The sequence below is a fragment of the Candidatus Thiodiazotropha sp. LNASS1 genome (assembly GCF_964212655.1).
Lineage (GTDB): Bacteria > Pseudomonadota > Gammaproteobacteria > Chromatiales > Chromatiaceae > Thiodiazotropha.
The window spans coordinates 3,516,136-3,532,659 of the sequence record NZ_OZ156465.1; the positions used below are offsets into that span (position 1 = coordinate 3,516,136).

The window sequence follows — 16,524 nt, forward strand, 5'->3', positions numbered from 1 at the left end:
TAGTTATTCGCTGTGCTGCGAAATTTAACCGGGGAGCAGCAACAGGTTGGTAGCTTAGAACTCAAACACCACGGGTACCGGTGCATTGATCAACGGTGACAGCTCCGTTTCCAAAATGCTCTCTTCCTGAAAGATCTTATCGGCATGCCGGGTGATCAGCATGCACTCCATCACCGGTGCCGTGCCGACGACGACAAACAGTCGCCCGCCAACATTCAGCTGTTGCCGGAAGATTTCAGCCTGTTGACTGGTGGGTAGGGAGCCGGTGACGGCTATCGCGTCAAAAGGCCCCTCTTCCAGCGGGTCGGCAAGGGCATCTCCGTTGATCAGGGTGATATTTCGAATACCTTGCTGTCCGAGTTTCTCTTTGGCACTCTCGGTAAATTCGTTGTGGATGTCGATGGAGACGACCTCTTGAGCCAGGTTTGCCAGGCAGGCTGTGAGGTAACCGCTGCCGGTACCCACTTCCAGTACCTTGTCAGTCGGTTGGATGGCCAGGGCCTGCATCAATTTGGCTTCGATTCGGGGGAACATCATTTGCTGCCCCTGTCCGATGGGGACCTCGATATCGGCATATGCCAGATCCCGGTAGGATTGCGGAACATAATGTTCCCGTGGAAGAGATTCCATCAACGAGAGTACGCGCGGATCGAGTACCTCCCAGGGACGGATCTGCTGTTCCACCATGTTGAATCGTGCTTTCTCGAAGCTGCTTGCCATCATGAAAATATCCTGGTTTTTAATATGGTTTAATGCGGCAGAGAATTAAGACTACGTATTTTATTACCTCCGGGCAAGATTCTCCTGAGCGATTTTATCCGATCAGGCGGGCCAGACACCGTCACTCTGTGGGGTATTTCGATACAGGTATCTGACCTCCGGATTGAATGGCCGGCTCTATTTGTCGAGCTAACTTGCTGTTTATAAAACTTATCTTGTAACGTGGTCGGCTGGCTTGGAATGATCGCCGCCATCACTGCGCTTGTTCTGTCTAACCGCCATCCGATTAATCTTGGTTCACCGCTGTGGAATCGGGTTATACTGCGCGAATTGGCAGGCTGGGGGTGTCCATGGCGGGTGGCCGTCTTGGGCTGAGAAAGACCCTTACTACCTGATCCGGTTAATACCGGCGGAGGGAAGCTGAAACCTTACTGGGCTCATCTTCGCCTCTGCCACAGCGAGGTTTCAAGCATGAGCGTAATCCCTGAAGATTTCATCAAAAAGACCGCCACGCTTTCCGAAGCGGTGACCGGCCCCTTCTACAAATCTCGCAAAATCCATGTCGATGGCTCCCGCCCGGATATCCGTGTGCCCATGCGTGAAATCAGCCAGGAGGCGACAGCCGCCAGCTTTGGTGAAGAGGAGAATCCTCCGATCCCTGTCTACGATACTTCAGGCCCCTTCACCGATCCGGCCCATAAGATAGATCTGCTCAAGGGGATGCCCGACCTCCGCTCCGGCTGGATTCAGGAGCGTGGCGACAGTGAGCTGCTTGACGGCCCCAGTTCGGAATATGGCCGGGTCCGGCAGAATGACCCTGCCCTTACCCATCTTCGTTTCGAGCATATTCATGCCCCGCGACGGGCGAAACCCGGGAAAAATGTCACCCAAATGCACTATGCCCGCCAGGGAATCATTACCCCTGAAATGGAGTTCGTGGCTATCCGGGAAAATTGCCGCCTGCAGGAACTGCGTGATGATCCGCGCTATGCCAAACTGCTGCGTCAGCATCAGGGTGAGCCCTACGGCGCCCGTATCCCCGATGAGATCACCCCGGAGTTCGTGCGCGATGAAGTGGCGGCCGGACGGGCAATCATTCCCGCCAACATCAACCATCCCGAGTTGGAACCGATGATCATCGGCCGCAACTTCCGGGTCAAGATAAATACCAATATAGGCAACAGCGCCATTACCTCATCCATACAGGAGGAGGTGGAGAAGATGGCCTGGTCGGCCCGCTGGGGCGGCGATACCCTGATGGACCTCTCCACCGGTGACAACATCCACGAAACCCGGGAGTGGATATTGCGCAACGCCCCCATGCCGATCGGCACCGTGCCCATCTACCAGGCGCTGGAGAAGGTCAACGGCAAAGCGGAAGAGCTGAGCTGGGAGATTATGCGCGATACCCTCATCGAGCAGGCGGAGCAGGGGGTCGACTATTTCACCATTCATGCCGGCGTATTGCTGCGTTATGTCCCCCTGACTGCCGAGCGGGTCACCGGCATCGTCTCCCGCGGCGGCTCGATCCTGGCCAAATGGTGCCTGGCCCACCATCAGGAGAATTTTCTCTACACCCACTTCGAGGAGATCTGCGAGATCATGAAGGCCTACGACGTGGCCTTCTCCCTGGGCGACGGCCTGCGTCCCGGCTGCCTGGCCGACGCCAACGATGCTGCCCAGTTCGGCGAACTGGAGACCCTGGGCGAGCTGACCAGGATCGCCTGGGAACACGACGTACAGGTTATGATCGAGGGGCCGGGTCATGTGCCGATGCAGATGATCAAGGAGAACATGGACAAGGAGCTGCGGGACTGTTTCGAGGCGCCTTTCTATACCCTAGGCCCCCTGGTCACCGACATCTCCCCCGGCTACGACCATTTCAGTTCCGGAATCGGCGCTGCGCAGATCGGCTGGTATGGTACCGCCATGCTCTGCTATGTGACACCCAAGGAGCACCTGGGGCTGCCCAATAAAGAGGATGTGCGCGAAGGGATAATTACCTACAAAGTCGCCGCTCATGCTGCGGATCTGGCGAAAGGCTTTCCCGGTGCCCAGTTGCAGGACAACGCCATGTCCAAGGCGCGATTCGAGTTTCGCTGGAGCGATCAGTTCGCCCTTAGCCTCGATCCTGAGAAGGCGATGGCATTTCACGATGAGACACTCCCCCACCAGGCCCATAAAGTGGCCCATTTCTGTTCCATGTGCGGGCCACACTTCTGCTCCATGAAGATCACCCAGGATGTGAGGGAATACGCCCTTTCCCAAGGGGTGGGCGAGGATCAGGCACTACAACAGGGAATGCAGGAGAAGGCGGTGGAGTTCAAACACCAGGGTGGTGAGATCTATAAGGAGCTGTGAGACTTGATCGCTATCTCTGCCAAACCACCGATCTGACCCGGTCCCAGGCGCGCAGCATCATCCGGGGAGGCAGAGTCAGTGTGGGGGGCGCTCCGGTCACACAACCCGCCAGCCAAGTGGATATGCAGGCCGAGGTGGTGCTTGATGACAGCTTGCTGTCCCCGCCTTTACCGCGCTATTTCATGCTCAACAAACCCCTGGGCGTGGTTTGCGCCACCCGCGATCCCAGTCAAAGGACAGTTCTGGATCTGTTCGACGTCCCCAAGCGGAATGCGCTGCATATTGCAGGGCGGCTCGATATCGATAGCACGGGATTGGTGTTGGTTACCGACGACGGCCAATGGTCGCATCGAATCACCGCTCCCTCGAATCACTGCCCCAAAACATACCATGTCATACTCGCTGAGCCGCTGACGGTGGAACAGGCCTCCAGCGTGGGTGCAGGTCTGTTGCTCAAGGGCGAAAGCAGACCCACAAAACCGGCAACCATTGAGAGGGTATCGGAGCTTGAGTTGCACCTGACGATCACCGAAGGCAGATATCACCAGGTGAAGCGTATGTTTGCGGCACTGGGAAATCGTGTTATGGCGCTGCACCGGCTGTCGATTGGAGGGCTGTCATTGGACCAGTCTCTCGTGCCTGGAGGGTATCGTTCATTGAAGCGACAAGAGATCGAACTGTTTTAGGGCCTGTTAACACTAATCCAATACACCCTGCTGGGGCTGATTTTGTGCCCAGCAAGGCAGAATGAGCGTAGTGTAGTTATTCTACATGAGCGAATGATAACGCCGCTGGGGGCGAAAACAGCCCCAGCCCTTCGGGTTGTGCCTGAAAAAGCGCCACTCGGCGTTGCTCGTCGCTCATTTGGAATAACCAAACCTCTCTCCTCGCGCCTTGATTGGCGCTTTTTCAGACACAACAGGGCGCATTGGATTAGTGTTAACAGGCCCTAGGGCCTGTTAACAGGACCTAACCATCTGCTGCTCACTTCTCTAATCCCCGGTTTACCATTGTGGATTAAAGTTCCAGTAAGGGTCGGCCGATCCTATATCAAGTCAACCTGCTTACGGGCAGGTCTTCGTATGCGGAATAATAAGGACAATGACCTGATGTTTCCTATCATTGTTAACCGCCTGAGACGGCGGATAATTTCAGGAACTGATGACCAGGCGCTGAAAGACTCGGCCGCTGCATATCTCATTGAGTATTTATGACTACGATATAAAGTGTTTTACGAGAGGTAAGGTCGTGCAGGGGAAGGGGTCAACAGAGGCGCTGCAGACAGGGGTCTTTAGCCAGAGTGATCTGGTGCAGCTGCAGGAAGTGATCGACGCTTGCGATGTTGGGCTCTGCCTCATAAACACCGATCGCCGGGTGGTTGCCTGGAATCGACATCTATCTGACATTACCGGAAAGACGGATCAAGAGGCGCTAACCGAACCGCTGGAAGAGCTTATCCCACAGCTGGCCGGACCCCGTTTCTCTAAAATGGTGCACACTGCAGCGCAGGTGCCTCAATCCGATAGATCGCTGCAGGCCTATTTCTCCCTCTCCGGTTCCCGCCACCTGTTCAGAATCGATGAGAATTGTTTTATTCGGGTCAGTGTCAAGCCGCTGATGATGCACCCGGGCTACTGTCTGGTGCAGATCAGTGAAATCGACTCAACACTGGCTCAACGGGATAAGCTGACTACGAACACCCTAGCGGAACAGCGGACTCGTGCGATGCTTTCATCTGTGGAAGATGCTGTCATTCTGCTCGATGCCTCTGGCAGGGTCGAATTTGCCAATCTGGCTGCGGAAGGGATGACAGGCTATTCCAACCGGCAGATGACGGGACGTCGATTGACAGAGGTGTATCGGGTTTTCGACGAGTCGGATACGGAGAAAAAACCGCTTCCATTTGAAAAGATCGTCGACAGCGAGGGACGTCAGCTGGTATTGATGCACAGAGAGGGCTTGAGTCTGCCGGTACAGCAATCGATTACCAGTCTCAGGGATGAAGCGGGGAATCTGGAGAGTATCGTGCTGGTTTTCAAAGACACCAGTCAATCAAGAAAACTGGCGGCGCAGTTGAGCTGGCAATCGAGTCATGATCCGGTAACCCGGCTCTACAACAGAACCGAATTTGATCGTCAATTGACCGGTTTGTTGGAGCAGCCTGCGATAGAGGATTGTGTGCATTGCCTGCTCTATCTCGATATCGACCGCTTCAAGATCGTCAATGATAACTGTGGCCATGCCGCAGGGGATGAATTGCTGCGTCAACTGGCCAGTCTGATCAAACGTTCCATCCGTAACAGCGATCTGCTGGCCAGATTGGGCGGAGATGAGTTCGGCATACTGTTGACACAGTGTTCCGTTGAGGCGGCTGAACGTATCGCGGACAGCATTCGCCTTTCAATCCAGGGTTTTCGCTTTGTCTATGGAGATAAGAGCTTTTCGCAAAGTGTCAGTATCGGCATGGTACCGATAGACAATCAGAGCAATAATCCGGAACAGATTTTGAGTTTGGCGGATTCAGCCTGCTTCTCCGCCAAGGAGGAGGGCAGGAACAAAATCCATATCTACGATCCTCTTGGGAGTTCTGCCGCCAGGCGGCACGGTGAAGCGAAATGGGTAACCCATATCCGCAGTGCGCTGGATGAAGACCGCTTCACGCTCTATGTGCAGCCTATTATATCGATCAACAACAATGCAGCAGAGCATGTGGAAGTATTGATACGCATGTTGGATGAGTCGGGTGAATTGATTCTTCCACGGGCCTTTATTCCAGCGGCGGAAAGGTTCGGCCTGATGCCGAATGTGGACCGCTGGGTGATCGATCGACTTATACGCTATATAGTCGATAACCGGGAGGTGTGTCTCGCGGCGGGACGGCGTTACTTTATCAATTTGTCGGGCCACTCTTTATGTGACGAGGATGTCCTGCAGATGATCCTGGACAGAATTAAACGTTATGACATTCCAAAGGGGATGCTCTGTTTCGAAGTCACTGAAACCGCGGCCATATCCAATCTGACTTCAGCCGAGCACTTCATGCGCACGCTGCAGCGAATCGGCTGCGAATTTGCCCTGGACGATTTCGGCAGCGGCCTCTCATCTTTCAGCTATCTCAAGCATCTGCCGGTGGAATATCTGAAGATAGACGGGGCGTTCGTCAAAGAGATGCTCGATAACCTAATCGATGATTCGATGGTGGATGCTATCAATCGGATCGGGCATATCATGGGATTGGAGACCATTGCGGAGTTTGTGGAAAACGACAGCGTTTTGCATCGCCTGAAGGATATCGGAATCGATTACGCCCAGGGCTATGGCATCTGCCGGCCATACCCTATCGAGAAACTCTTCGAGTAGGCGGGTTCAGCACACAACTATCGCTTCACCTATAGTCCTTCCCGGCTGCCCACTTTATTCAGTTACCTGATTACTCACAATACTCAGCCGCCGATCAGGTGATCGTGATCTTTGCAAACAAGCCGCAAATACTCGCCAAATAGTTCTAAGTCCGTAAATGAACGCAAATCTATCTATTAACTCTCCAACAAAGTTGATTGGATGGACCCAATCCTGCAGTTTATGCAACACCCTTTTCCGATTGAGTGTGTCACGAGACCTGTGATGACTGTCTCACCTAAGCTTTTGGATTAAACCGCTAAGAATGTGTCTATTCGCGTATATTTGCGGATTATTAATATTATGCGTCAATTTGCGGCCTGCATTCACAGCACCCTCAGTGACGGAGAAGTAGGCTAAAGCAGATAGTTGAGCATGATGGGTAATCGGGTTGCTCTTTACGTAAACAGTTTCGGGTCACAACGTGACAATCAGGCGCACTGCATCCAGACGAACCCTGGTGGCCTGCAGATGCTTGTGTAGTGCAAGGCCCTGATCCTGCATCAGGCGGATCTCCTCCTCGCGTATCCCCGGGTTGTGTTTTCTGAGTGCCATCATCCGTTGAATCTCTTCCGTGTAGTGCTCCATCATTCCATTGACGGCACTGTTTTTAAGCGGCTCCATGCTGCGATGAGCGGCGGTTTCAGTTTCTTTGACCATTGCTCTTATTTGTTGACGGTAGCTATCGATGACCGGTAGCAGGGTCTGTGTCTCCAGGGGCTGGGCATTCTCCAGCAGATCGTCGCAAGCGATCAGTTGATCCCATCTCTTGCCGTTGGCATCGAGCATGATGCGGATCAGTGTCGGTGGCAGGAAACGGGCGACATGCAGTTTGCGCGGAGCCAGACACTCGACCACGAACAGGGACTCCAACAGAAGCTGTCCCGCTTTCAGTTTGGCGTGCTTGCAGGCGAGAGCGGTGCTGTTACCGGTCTGCTGACCGATGACATGTTCCATAGCCCCGCTGACCAGGGGATGTTCCCAGGTCAACAGTTGACGCTCCTCATGGGCAAGGGCATCGCTGCGACTGTAGGTCACCGTCATCCCCTCGCTTGGCAGGCCAGGCAGCTGGCCCGCGATAACCTGTTCCCCGGGACGCAGAATAAAGCCTGACCCCAGCTCCTCTGTGTCGATGTTGTAACTGTTGAACAGTTGCTCGAGATAGTCGCGAAGATGATGAGATCGGTCTTGCGCACGCAGCTCCTTGACCAGCCAGCTGGCAGTGGGCTCACGGCAGGCACCCAACTCCAGCAGATGGTCGCGACCCTGTTGCAGGCGCTGTTGGGTCACCGTCCTGAGTTGTCGGGTCTGTTCCAGGAGCCGTTCCAGATTGCCTTCCCCGCCGATATCCTCCAGTGATTCCCATAGTACCGGACTGAGCTGTTTGTACAGTTCATGGGCGCCAGGCACCGGGTGGCTAAAGGCATCCAATCCATCCCTGTACCAATGCAGCAGTATCGATTGCGGGCCCGGTTCCAGATAGGGGAGATGAATCTGTACGGTCTCTTTCTGGCCGATCCGGTCGAGTCTGCCAATACGTTGCTCCAAAAGATCCGGATCGAGAGGGAGGTCGAAGAGGATCAGGTGGTGGGCGAATTGAAAGTTGCGACCCTCGCTCCCGATCTCGGAGCAGATCATCAGTCTGGCCCCCTCCGGGTCGGCGAACCAGGCTGCCGATCGATCACGCTCGATGATGCTCATCCCCTCGTGAAACAGGGCGGCACCGATCCCGGTCTGTACCCGGATAGCCTCCTGCAGCTCGATGGCAGTCTCGGCATGGGCGCAGATCAGCAGGTATTTCCTGGAAACATGTTGCTTCAACTGTTCGATCACCCATGCAACCCGGGGATCGACAAGCCACCAGGCGGGGTGTCCCCGGTCGGCATGTAAACGTTCAGGGGTGAGGCACAGTTCCGGTGGAACATCGCTTTCTGTCCCTGCCCCCTCATATTCCACAGGCAAGGGTAGTGGGTAGTTGTGCAACTCCCGTTTGGGGAAGCCGCTAACACCGACACGGGTGTTTCGAAACAGCACCCGGCCGGTACCGTGTCGATCAAGTAGCATTGAAATCAGGGTTTCCCTGGCCGTATTCCGCTGCTCTTCATCGGCATCGCTCTCTTCGAGCAGAGTAAGGAGGGGCTGTTGTTCACTCTCGTCCAGGATATCCCACAGTTGACTTGCAGCCGCCTTCGATATCCTGTTGTGTCGGAGTAGTTGCTCTACCGCCTCTGCAACAGGCTGGTAGTGGTGCTCCTCCTCCTGAAAGGCCTGCAAATCATAGTAGCGATCCGGATCGAGCAGTCGCAGACGGGCAAAGTGTCCTGCCCGCCCCAACTGTTCCGGCGTGGCGGTCAGAAGCAGTACTCCCGGTGTTTTAAGCGCCAGGGCCTCAACCAGTAGATACTCGGCACTGGGATCGTCGGCGGACCAGGTCAGATGGTGTGCCTCGTCCACAATCAGCATATCCCAGCCACCATCCAGGGCCTGGCTGAGGCGTTGAGTATTGTGATGAAAAAGATCAAGGCTGCAGAGCACCAGCTGTTCAGCGTGGAAGGGGTTGTCGGCCTGTCCGGAATCCTGGATGGCCTGGCAGGTCTCTTCATCGAATATGCGGAACTTGAGATTGAAACGTCGCAACAGTTCCACCAGCCATTGGTGTACCAGGGGGTCCGGAACCAGGATCAGGGCTCGGCATGTGCGCCCTGTCATGAGTTGATGATGCAGTATCAGGCAGGCCTCGATGGTTTTGCCAAGTCCCACCTCGTCGGCCAGCAATACCCGTGGATTTGGCCGGTTGGCCACTTCGTGGGCGATGTACAGTTGATGAGGGATCAGATCGATCCTGGGTCCGCCCAGGCCGAGTATGGGGGACTGCAGGTGTCGTCCGAACCGGCGCAGTGTGTGATAGCGCAGATTGAACCAGTGGGGTGGATCGATCTGGCCCGCGGAGAGGCGTTGCTGGGGTTGGTCGATACGCAGTGAGTCGTTCAGATCCGCTTCTGCCAGTGTGGTCTGCCTGCCGGTCTGATCTTCTCCCAGATAGTTCAGGCAGCCTTTCTTCTCGATCACGCGGGAGACCAGCAGCGTGTCGCCATTACGGCTTTCAACCCTGTCTCCGACCGAAAAGGCGACCCGTGTCAGGGGAGCCCCTTGTCGGGCGTAGACCCGGGTTTCTCCCACTGCGGGAAAATGGATGGAGACTGTGCGTCCTTGGCACTCAACGACACTGCCCAAACCCAGCTCCGATTCGCTATCACTGATCCAGCGCTGGCCGGGTAAGAAAACTGGCATTTGGGTATGATCCTGGCAAAAAGAGGCAGATGATATCATTTCACTGTTTTTGATCCAGTGCGACCATGTCTGTTCGTGCGGCCTGTGGATGGTATTGGGGCGGGAAAAGACTTGAGTCTGGGCGGCGGCTGGGAATAATAGTCCGACGACAAACTGAGTATGGTGAATTGTGGAAAAGAAGTTTGAAAAGATTCTCTGGAGCAGCCGGCTTGTAGTCCTGGCTGCCGTTGTGGCAAGCATGGCTGCGGCCATCGCAATGTTCTATATGGCTTCGGTGGACGCTGTTTACATGATCTCTCACCTCGGAGATTATGCCTCCCCTTCGCTGAGTGCAGAGCAACGGATCGATTTACGATCCTCCACTGTTACCCATGTGGTGGAGATTGTGGACGGTTATCTGTTGGCGACGGTGCTACTGATCTTCTCCCTCGGCCTATATGAACTGTTCATCAGTAAAATCGATTACGCCGAGAACTCTGAGAGCGCCTCGAATGTTCTGATGATCACCAGTCTGGACGATCTCAAAAGCCGACTGGCGAAGGTCGTGATGATGATTCTGGTGGTGCGCTATTTTGAGTTTGCGCTGAGCATGGAATTCTCCACACCGATGGATCTCCTGCAATTTGCGGGTGGCATTGCTCTGCTTGGATTGGCGCTTTATCTGGCCCATTTGTCAGACAAGGATGGTGCCCATTGATTTGCCTGAGCTTTGTAACAAGTTGATTAATAAATGGAATTTCATGACAGTGAGTGTGTCATTAAGTTGTCGTCAATGGGGTAAAGTGTGTTGTGATTTAATGTAAACTAACCTGATTGATAATTGTCTTTGATAGCCAATGGTGGTCTATTTACTTTATAATCCGCCGGGTTTAAGGGAAGGGTGATACTGTTCCCTCCAGGTGTGTAAGTGATAACTGTTTGAATTTAGAGGATAATACCTGATGAATAAGATGAAGATGATGCTGCTGGCAACCAGCGCGACAGTTCTGTCTCTGGGCGCCGTGGCAACTGCTAGCGCTGATCCTGTGGCACTTGCGACTCAACGTGGCTGCATGGCCTGCCACCAGCTTGAAACCAAGGTAGTCGGACCTGCTTATAAAGAGGTCGCTGCCAAGTATAAGGGCCAGGAAGGCGCCGCCGAGATGCTGGCCGCAAAGGTTAAGGCAGGCGGATCCGGTGTATGGGGTCCTGTACCCATGCCGCCTAATGCGCATGTCAGTGATGAAGACATCAAGGTCATCGTCGACTGGCTGTTGACGCTCTGATCCAGTACATCCATCCAAATTGGATGTCGGAAAAGCGCCTGCTCCAGTGTCAGGCGCTTTTTTTTTGTACAAATAATCAGAAATTGCGATCTATCGGATGGGTCAAATGACGCGTCTTGTGTCAAATGGCCTATAAATGCCATGAATTGACATAATTCACTTCGATTTGGATTGCCTTGGGGTAGGCATTGATGTCATTCTCGTCAGCCTTTGAGTCAGCCATATACGGCTACTTCCGTCGAAGATTGATTGAAGATAGTGATACGCACGAGGAGTTCAGCAAGATGTCCTGTTTCAAACGTTTTTCTCTAGTCGGATTGTTTCTCATCTGTGCCGGTCAGGCAGCTGTCGCGGGCAATGTCGCTGATGGCATTATGGTGGACGATCCCTATGTCAGGGCTGTTCCGCCGGGTCAGCCGAACTCTGCATCTTTCATGGGTTTGCACAATATGGGTAAAGCGGGGAGTGCCTTGACGGCTGCCAGCAGTCCTGCCGCTGAAGTGGTGGAGTTGCATACCCATACAATGGAAGAGGGAATGATGCGTATGCGCAAGGTGGAGAAGATTGATCTGCCTGCCGGCGAGATGGTCAAGTTGCAGCCCGGTGGGCTGCATTTGATGCTGATCGGTCTGAAGCAGAAACTGGTCCCGGATGCGAAGGTGTCGTTGACCCTGACCTTCGAGGATGGATCGAGCCTGCAAGTGGATACCCCGGTGCGTAAATTGCAGATGCGTATGAAACAGGATGGCCAACAGGGCCATATGCATTGATAGTTGATTACTGCGCCGCCCTTTAATTCCCTTGAGGTACTGAAACAGGCATTCACTTCCGGGTTGCAGCGGTTGCTGAGCAATCCCGGTCTTGGCAGCTATATCCTGGTGCATGCCAACGCCTGTTTTGACGCTGATATCTATCAGATACTCAAGCGGAATTTGGCGCACCGTTTCGATAACCTGTCCGCATACTGCCGGGAAGCCTTGAGCGAAGGCCGTGAACTGGCTGGCGCCGAGGATGATCAACTGGTCTTCCTGAAGCTGATGGCGATCGGATTTGAGGGTATACAGGCCACCGAGTTTCGCGAATCGGGGGAGTGGGAACTGCAGTTCAATCATGTTCGGGCATTTCGGCCCTCCCGCATGAGCCGGCAGCCTGTGCAGGGAATCAGTCGTCCCTTCGACCCGAACGGATTCAACTTCAATAAGCCCTATATTCGTAAAGAAGTCCTCTGGGCGGGGGAGTTGCGGGGGAATGAGGTCGAACTGCTCTATAACAAATTCCCCTTCGCACCACTGCATGGGTTGCTGGTACCGGACAGGCGTGCGCGACATCCACAGCTGTTGAGTGCTGGCTACCATGACTATGTCTGGTCTCTGGCAGAGGAATTGGGGTCAGGATTGCCGGGGCTGGGTATCGCCTACAACAGTTATGGTGCCTACGCTTCCGTTAATCACCTTCATTTTCAATTCTATGTGCGCTCATCTCCTTTGCCCATTGAAAGGGCATGTTGGCATCATAATGGTGGTAGATTGCATTATCCCCTGTCGTGCGAGGTGTTCAGCTCTGCAGCTGCGGCCTGGGCGCATATACGGACACTGCATGAACACAAGACCAGTTATAATCTGATCTTTCGGCCAGGCCGGCTCTACTGTCTCTCACGCAAACGGCAAGGTCATTATCAGCATGCGCCCTGGACGAATGGTTTTGCCTGGTATGAACTCGCCGGCGGTATTACCACATTCAGTCGATCGGATTTCGAAACCCTGGATGGCATGGCGATCGAGCAGGAGATGGGTAAGCTCAGGGTGTGATCGGGATTCGTGGGGGATGGGGCATGACTATAACCATCTCAACAGGTAATAGAGGCGAAATCCTTCGGACGAGCGTGAAGGCCCCATCACCTCCGCTGCGTGACGGTCTTTCTGCTCTGAGGCGGCTGCCAGGGCATCTTCAGCGCTGGCGAACGGTTGTACGCAGTTTTCCGGGAAGCGCTTACGGCGTTGGCTGGGGGTGTAGATAACCGCGTAACAGCGCTTCACGATGGTTTGGTCGGGGTCTTTCTGCATAGATAGAACCTATGTCGAATCGGAGTGTCTGATTTTGACCTTTATTAGAAAATTCTGCTATAGTTTCGCAGCTTTTTTGGTGGCTTTTGAGGTTTCCGCCGATGGGTAGGTGGGGCAGCAAAGCTCGGAATTTCAACATATCCAGCAGAATCTAGAGCAGGATTGATCATGAATAAATGGTTCATAACCGCAACTATCGCCCTTGGCATCGGTTTCAATCTGGCCCATGCCGCCGGGAATGCAGATGAGGGAAAAAACAAGGCTGCAATCTGTGCAGGATGCCATGGCGCTGATGGGAATAGCCCTATCAATCCCCTGTGGCCGAAAATTGCGGCACAGTCTCCAAGATACATCGAGAAGCAGATCAAGGATTTTAAATCGGGCGCCCGTGTCGATCAAACCATGTCACCGATGGCAATGCCGCTCTCCGATCAGGATATTGCAGACCTGGCTGCCTACTACTCCAGTCAACCACGGCAGATCGGTGAGGCTGCAGCGGACAAGGTCAGTGCCGGTGAAGCGATCTATAGAGCCGGGAATTCCGAGACCGGCGTGGCTGCCTGTATGGCCTGCCATGGCCCTGCAGGATCAGGTAACCCGCAAGCTAACTTTCCTGCCATAGCCGGCCAGCATGCTCCCTATGTGGAAAAGGCGCTGAAAGATTTTCGTGACGGTAAGCGTACCAACGATGCGAGCAAGATGATGCAGGGAGTTGTATCCCGTATGAGTGACGAAGAAATGGCGGCGGTTGCCCAGTATGTCCAGGGTCTGAGCAGGTAATCACCATTTTCTGTACCTATAACCGATACAATAAGGCGGCTTATGGCCGCCTTTTTACGTTTGCATGCTATTGTATTAACAACTTGTGCGATGACGCTCAAGTTTTAAACCAGTGTTGCCGTAAAGACTAGTGCGGTAGAGGTAATAATCAAAACACGCGCCAGAACAACGATGCACAATCAAATCATTCAGAACCAGTCCATGCTGGACGGTACAGACAGACTGCGCCTGCTCAGCTACAACATACAGGCCGGTGCCGATACCAGGCGCTACCATGAGTATGTCACCCGTGGCTGGAAGCAGATGCTGCCGCATAAGCAGCAGCTGGGGAACCTGAATCGGATTGCGCATCTGTTGAAGGATTTCGATGTGGTGGGGCTGCAGGAAGTCGATTCAGGCAGTCTGCGCAGCGGTTTTATCGACCAGACCGCCTATCTGGCCGAGCATGCGGGCTTTCCCTACTGGTACCGGCAGGTGAATCGTAAGTTGGGCAAGCTGGCTCAACATAGCAACGGTGTGCTCAGCCGGGTTGAACCAAGCATCATTTCAGAGTACCGACTGCCCGGATTACCCGGCCGTGGTGCCGTATTGATGGAGTTTGAGACCAGCGAGAAGCCTTTGGGTATCTGCATGATGCACCTGGCATTGGGCCGTCGGGCACGTCTGCGCCAGCTCTCCTATGTCAGCGATCTGGTATCTCACTACTCACATCTGGTTTTGATGGGGGATTTCAATTGTGGCTGCAGTTCCCAGGAATTTCGCTACCTGATCGAACGGACCAACCTGCAAGGCAGTCCCTGCGACATGATGACCTTCCCCAGTTGGCGCCCGAGTCGCAAGCTGGACCATATCCTGGCTTCGCCCACCCTGAAAGTGGCCAAGTCGGAAGTGCTCAACTATGCACACTCGGACCACTTGCCGGTCAGTCTGGAGATCGAACTGCCGAAAGATGTTGTGCTGCCCATGGCCGCATGAGGGATTTCCTCGACAATACCTGGATTTGGTTGCTGACAGCATTACGGTTACGCTTTACATACTCTCGCGAGAATGGCGATAAGCGATGAATGAGAAAGACTGGAAAGAGCGATACGAAGAACTGCTGCGTCAACATGAAAGCGAGGATGAAGCCAACCGCGAGCTGGAAGAGTTACTGACTCGCACCATCATACGCTTGACCCTTGCAGCCAACGGTCTCGATCCCCGCCTGGACCCCCACCTGAAAGGTGTCCGTGACGCTGTCCGCGGTGGCGTCAACGATAAACTGAAGAGTAAACTGAACGCTCTGTCGGATGGATTGCTCCACTTCTCGGAAGATGCCGGTGAAGAGGATGTCGATACGACAGGCGACTATATCAAGCTGCTCGATTCCCTTCAATTAAACAAAAAACAGGCACAGGAAGCGGCTGGGTTAATGCATCAGCTGGCCGATGATCCGTCACAGATGGAGATTGGTCAGTTCTCCCGATTGGTTCAGCTCTTGAGCAGGGACCAGCCCGCAAAAGTGAAAAAGACAGGGTTGTTCGAACGTCTGCTGGGTGGTGCTCAAGGTGAACATGAGCAGGGACCGAAACCCAATGATATTCTGCTCAATTTACTGGAGCAGGCCTCGTGGCCGGGACATTGGGGAGATGAAATCAGTCAATTGAAACGGCGTCTCGACGGAAAGGCATCAACCGATGCCTGGTCGGAAGTCCTGCGTGATCTGCTCGAACTCTCGGCAAAATCCTATGGCCAGGTCCAGATGGAGATCAAGGAGGCAGAGGATTTTCTGGAAGAACTGACCCAGCGGCTGCAGGATCTGGGTGTGCATCTGCAAAGTGCCCACGATGGACGAAATCAGATCATCGAGTACGGTCGGAGTTTGAGCGAGAAGGTGACCGGCCATGTCGGTGATCTGGGTGAGAGTGTCCAGACGGCGACCGATCTGCAACAGTTGAAGACGGCCGTGCGTGAACGCTTGAGCCTTATCCAGAGTAATATCGATGACTACCTTCACGAAGAGAAACAGTGGCACCAAAAGACCGAAGAGAGTGAACAGGAGTTGAAACATCGGTTGGCGAAACTGGAGAAGGAGTCCAGCGAACTGCGTTCACGCATGGTGGAGGCCCATCATCTGGCGCTGATTGATGCCGTGACCGGATTACCCAACCGACTGGCCTACGAAGAACGGGTGGAGCAAGAGTATGCCCGCTGGAAGCGATTCAACGACCCACTCTGCATGCTGGTCTGGGACATCGATGATTTTAAATCGATCAATGACCGCTTTGGTCATCAGGCCGGAGACAAGGCCCTGCGGGTCATCGCAAAGAGTCTGCAGTCGCGTCTCAGAGTAACTGACTTTATTGCCCGCTATGGTGGTGAGGAGTTCGTCTGCCTGCTTTGCGGTACCGAAGGTGGCGAGGCATTGAAGGTTGCTGATGAGATGCGCAGGTCGGTAGAGACCAATGGCTTCCATTCAGCCGGAAAACCGGTTCCGGTGACCATCTCGTGCGGTATTGCGCCCTTTACGGGGAGTGATTCAATCGACAGCGTGTTTTTACGGGCGGACAAGGCCCTCTATGAGGCGAAGAAGGCCGGCAAAAACCGTTGTCAGTTGGGTTAAGCGTCGGCAACATATCCGAGCCTGGGGGACAGAGCCCGGGATG

Annotated in this window: 13 protein-coding genes and 1 riboswitch; of the genes, 10 read left to right on the plus strand and 3 right to left on the minus strand. The window is 54.1% G+C overall.

The features are described 5' to 3' along the window. Positions 1-54: 54 nt before the first annotated feature. Positions 55-723, minus strand: coding sequence for a protein-L-isoaspartate O-methyltransferase (locus AB8516_RS15590; protein ID WP_369162036.1), 669 nt, complete (start codon positions 721-723; stop codon positions 55-57). A gap of 327 nt (positions 724-1,050) precedes the next feature. Further along, a riboswitch (TPP riboswitch) is annotated at positions 1,051-1,155 on the plus strand. Positions 1,156-1,191: 36 nt separating this feature from the next. Here AB8516_RS15590 and thiC point away from each other — a divergent pair. The 3 genes from thiC (at position 1,192) to AB8516_RS15605 (ending at position 6,441) form a co-directional block, all read left to right on the plus strand. Next, on the plus strand, positions 1,192-3,081 hold the full coding sequence (gene thiC, locus AB8516_RS15595) for a phosphomethylpyrimidine synthase ThiC (RefSeq protein WP_369162037.1): 1,890 nt from the start codon (positions 1,192-1,194) through the stop codon (positions 3,079-3,081). Further along, positions 3,078-3,767 carry a pseudouridine synthase gene (locus tag AB8516_RS15600; RefSeq protein ID WP_108295256.1) on the plus strand — a complete coding sequence of 230 codons (690 nt, stop codon included), beginning with the start codon at positions 3,078-3,080 and terminating at the stop codon, positions 3,765-3,767. Before thiC ends, AB8516_RS15600 begins: the two co-directional genes overlap by 4 nt. Before the next feature lie 562 nt (positions 3,768-4,329). Then, entirely contained in the window at positions 4,330-6,441 is a 2,112-nt protein-coding gene (locus AB8516_RS15605; protein ID WP_369162038.1) for an EAL domain-containing protein, read from the plus strand. Between the two features lie 456 nt (positions 6,442-6,897). Here AB8516_RS15605 and rapA read toward each other — a convergent pair whose 3' ends face one another. Then, a complete protein-coding gene (gene rapA, locus AB8516_RS15610) occupies positions 6,898-9,771 on the minus strand; it encodes an RNA polymerase-associated protein RapA (RefSeq protein WP_369162039.1) in 2,874 nt (957 codons plus the stop codon). 169 nt (positions 9,772-9,940) lie between these two features. Between rapA and AB8516_RS15615 the strand changes: the two genes are divergently transcribed. From AB8516_RS15615 to AB8516_RS15630, 4 genes are all read left to right on the plus strand, one after another. Beyond that, the gene (locus AB8516_RS15615) at positions 9,941-10,468 is read left to right on the plus strand and encodes a YqhA family protein (protein ID WP_369162040.1); all 528 of its coding nucleotides are present in this window, start codon (positions 9,941-9,943) and stop codon (positions 10,466-10,468) included. A 244-nt stretch (positions 10,469-10,712) separates the two neighbouring features. After that, positions 10,713-11,036, plus strand: a complete 324-nt coding sequence (locus AB8516_RS15620) for a c-type cytochrome (RefSeq protein WP_235615122.1) — start codon at positions 10,713-10,715, stop codon at positions 11,034-11,036. Positions 11,037-11,227: 191 nt separating this feature from the next. Further along, the gene (locus AB8516_RS15625) at positions 11,228-11,806 is read left to right on the plus strand and encodes a copper chaperone PCu(A)C (protein ID WP_369162041.1); all 579 of its coding nucleotides are present in this window, start codon (positions 11,228-11,230) and stop codon (positions 11,804-11,806) included. A gap of 3 nt (positions 11,807-11,809) precedes the next feature. Next, positions 11,810-12,844, plus strand: coding sequence for a hypothetical protein (locus tag AB8516_RS15630; RefSeq protein WP_369162042.1), 1,035 nt, complete (start codon positions 11,810-11,812; stop codon positions 12,842-12,844). Positions 12,845-12,871: 27 nt separating this feature from the next. On the opposite strand, the gene AB8516_RS15635 is transcribed toward AB8516_RS15630, so the two are convergent. Further along, on the minus strand, positions 12,872-13,099 hold the full coding sequence (locus AB8516_RS15635; protein WP_069121368.1) for a hypothetical protein: 228 nt from the start codon (positions 13,097-13,099) through the stop codon (positions 12,872-12,874). A 168-nt stretch (positions 13,100-13,267) separates the two neighbouring features. On the opposite strand from AB8516_RS15635, the gene AB8516_RS15640 reads away from it, so the two are divergent. The 3 genes from AB8516_RS15640 (at position 13,268) to AB8516_RS15650 (ending at position 16,481) form a co-directional block, all read left to right on the plus strand. Then, a complete protein-coding gene (locus AB8516_RS15640) occupies positions 13,268-13,879 on the plus strand; it encodes a cytochrome c (protein WP_369162043.1) in 612 nt (203 codons plus the stop codon). 171 nt (positions 13,880-14,050) lie between these two features. Next, complete coding sequence (locus AB8516_RS15645) at positions 14,051-14,854, plus strand: endonuclease/exonuclease/phosphatase family protein (protein WP_369162044.1); 804 nt, start codon at positions 14,051-14,053, stop codon at positions 14,852-14,854. Positions 14,855-14,939: 85 nt separating this feature from the next. Continuing rightward, entirely contained in the window at positions 14,940-16,481 is a 1,542-nt protein-coding gene (locus AB8516_RS15650) for a diguanylate cyclase (protein WP_369162045.1), read from the plus strand. The last annotated feature ends 43 nt before the right edge of the window (positions 16,482-16,524 follow it).

Excerpts from the sequence above, each read along its gene's own strand:
- AB8516_RS15590 (WP_369162036.1), bottom strand. The coding sequence starts at position 723 with ATGATGGCAAGCAGCTTCGAGAAAGCACGATTCAACATGGTGGAACAG.
- thiC (WP_369162037.1), top strand. The coding sequence starts at position 1,192 with ATGAGCGTAATCCCTGAAGATTTCATCAAAAAGACCGCCACGCTTTCC.
- rapA (WP_369162039.1), bottom strand. The coding sequence starts at position 9,771 with ATGCCAGTTTTCTTACCCGGCCAGCGCTGGATCAGTGATAGCGAATCG.
- AB8516_RS15620 (WP_235615122.1), top strand. The coding sequence starts at position 10,713 with ATGAATAAGATGAAGATGATGCTGCTGGCAACCAGCGCGACAGTTCTG.
- AB8516_RS15625 (WP_369162041.1), top strand. The coding sequence starts at position 11,228 with ATGTCATTCTCGTCAGCCTTTGAGTCAGCCATATACGGCTACTTCCGT.
- AB8516_RS15635 (WP_069121368.1), bottom strand. The coding sequence starts at position 13,099 with ATGCAGAAAGACCCCGACCAAACCATCGTGAAGCGCTGTTACGCGGTT.
- AB8516_RS15640 (WP_369162043.1), top strand. The coding sequence starts at position 13,268 with ATGAATAAATGGTTCATAACCGCAACTATCGCCCTTGGCATCGGTTTC.
- AB8516_RS15645 (WP_369162044.1), top strand. The coding sequence starts at position 14,051 with ATGCACAATCAAATCATTCAGAACCAGTCCATGCTGGACGGTACAGAC.
- AB8516_RS15650 (WP_369162045.1), top strand. The coding sequence starts at position 14,940 with ATGAATGAGAAAGACTGGAAAGAGCGATACGAAGAACTGCTGCGTCAA.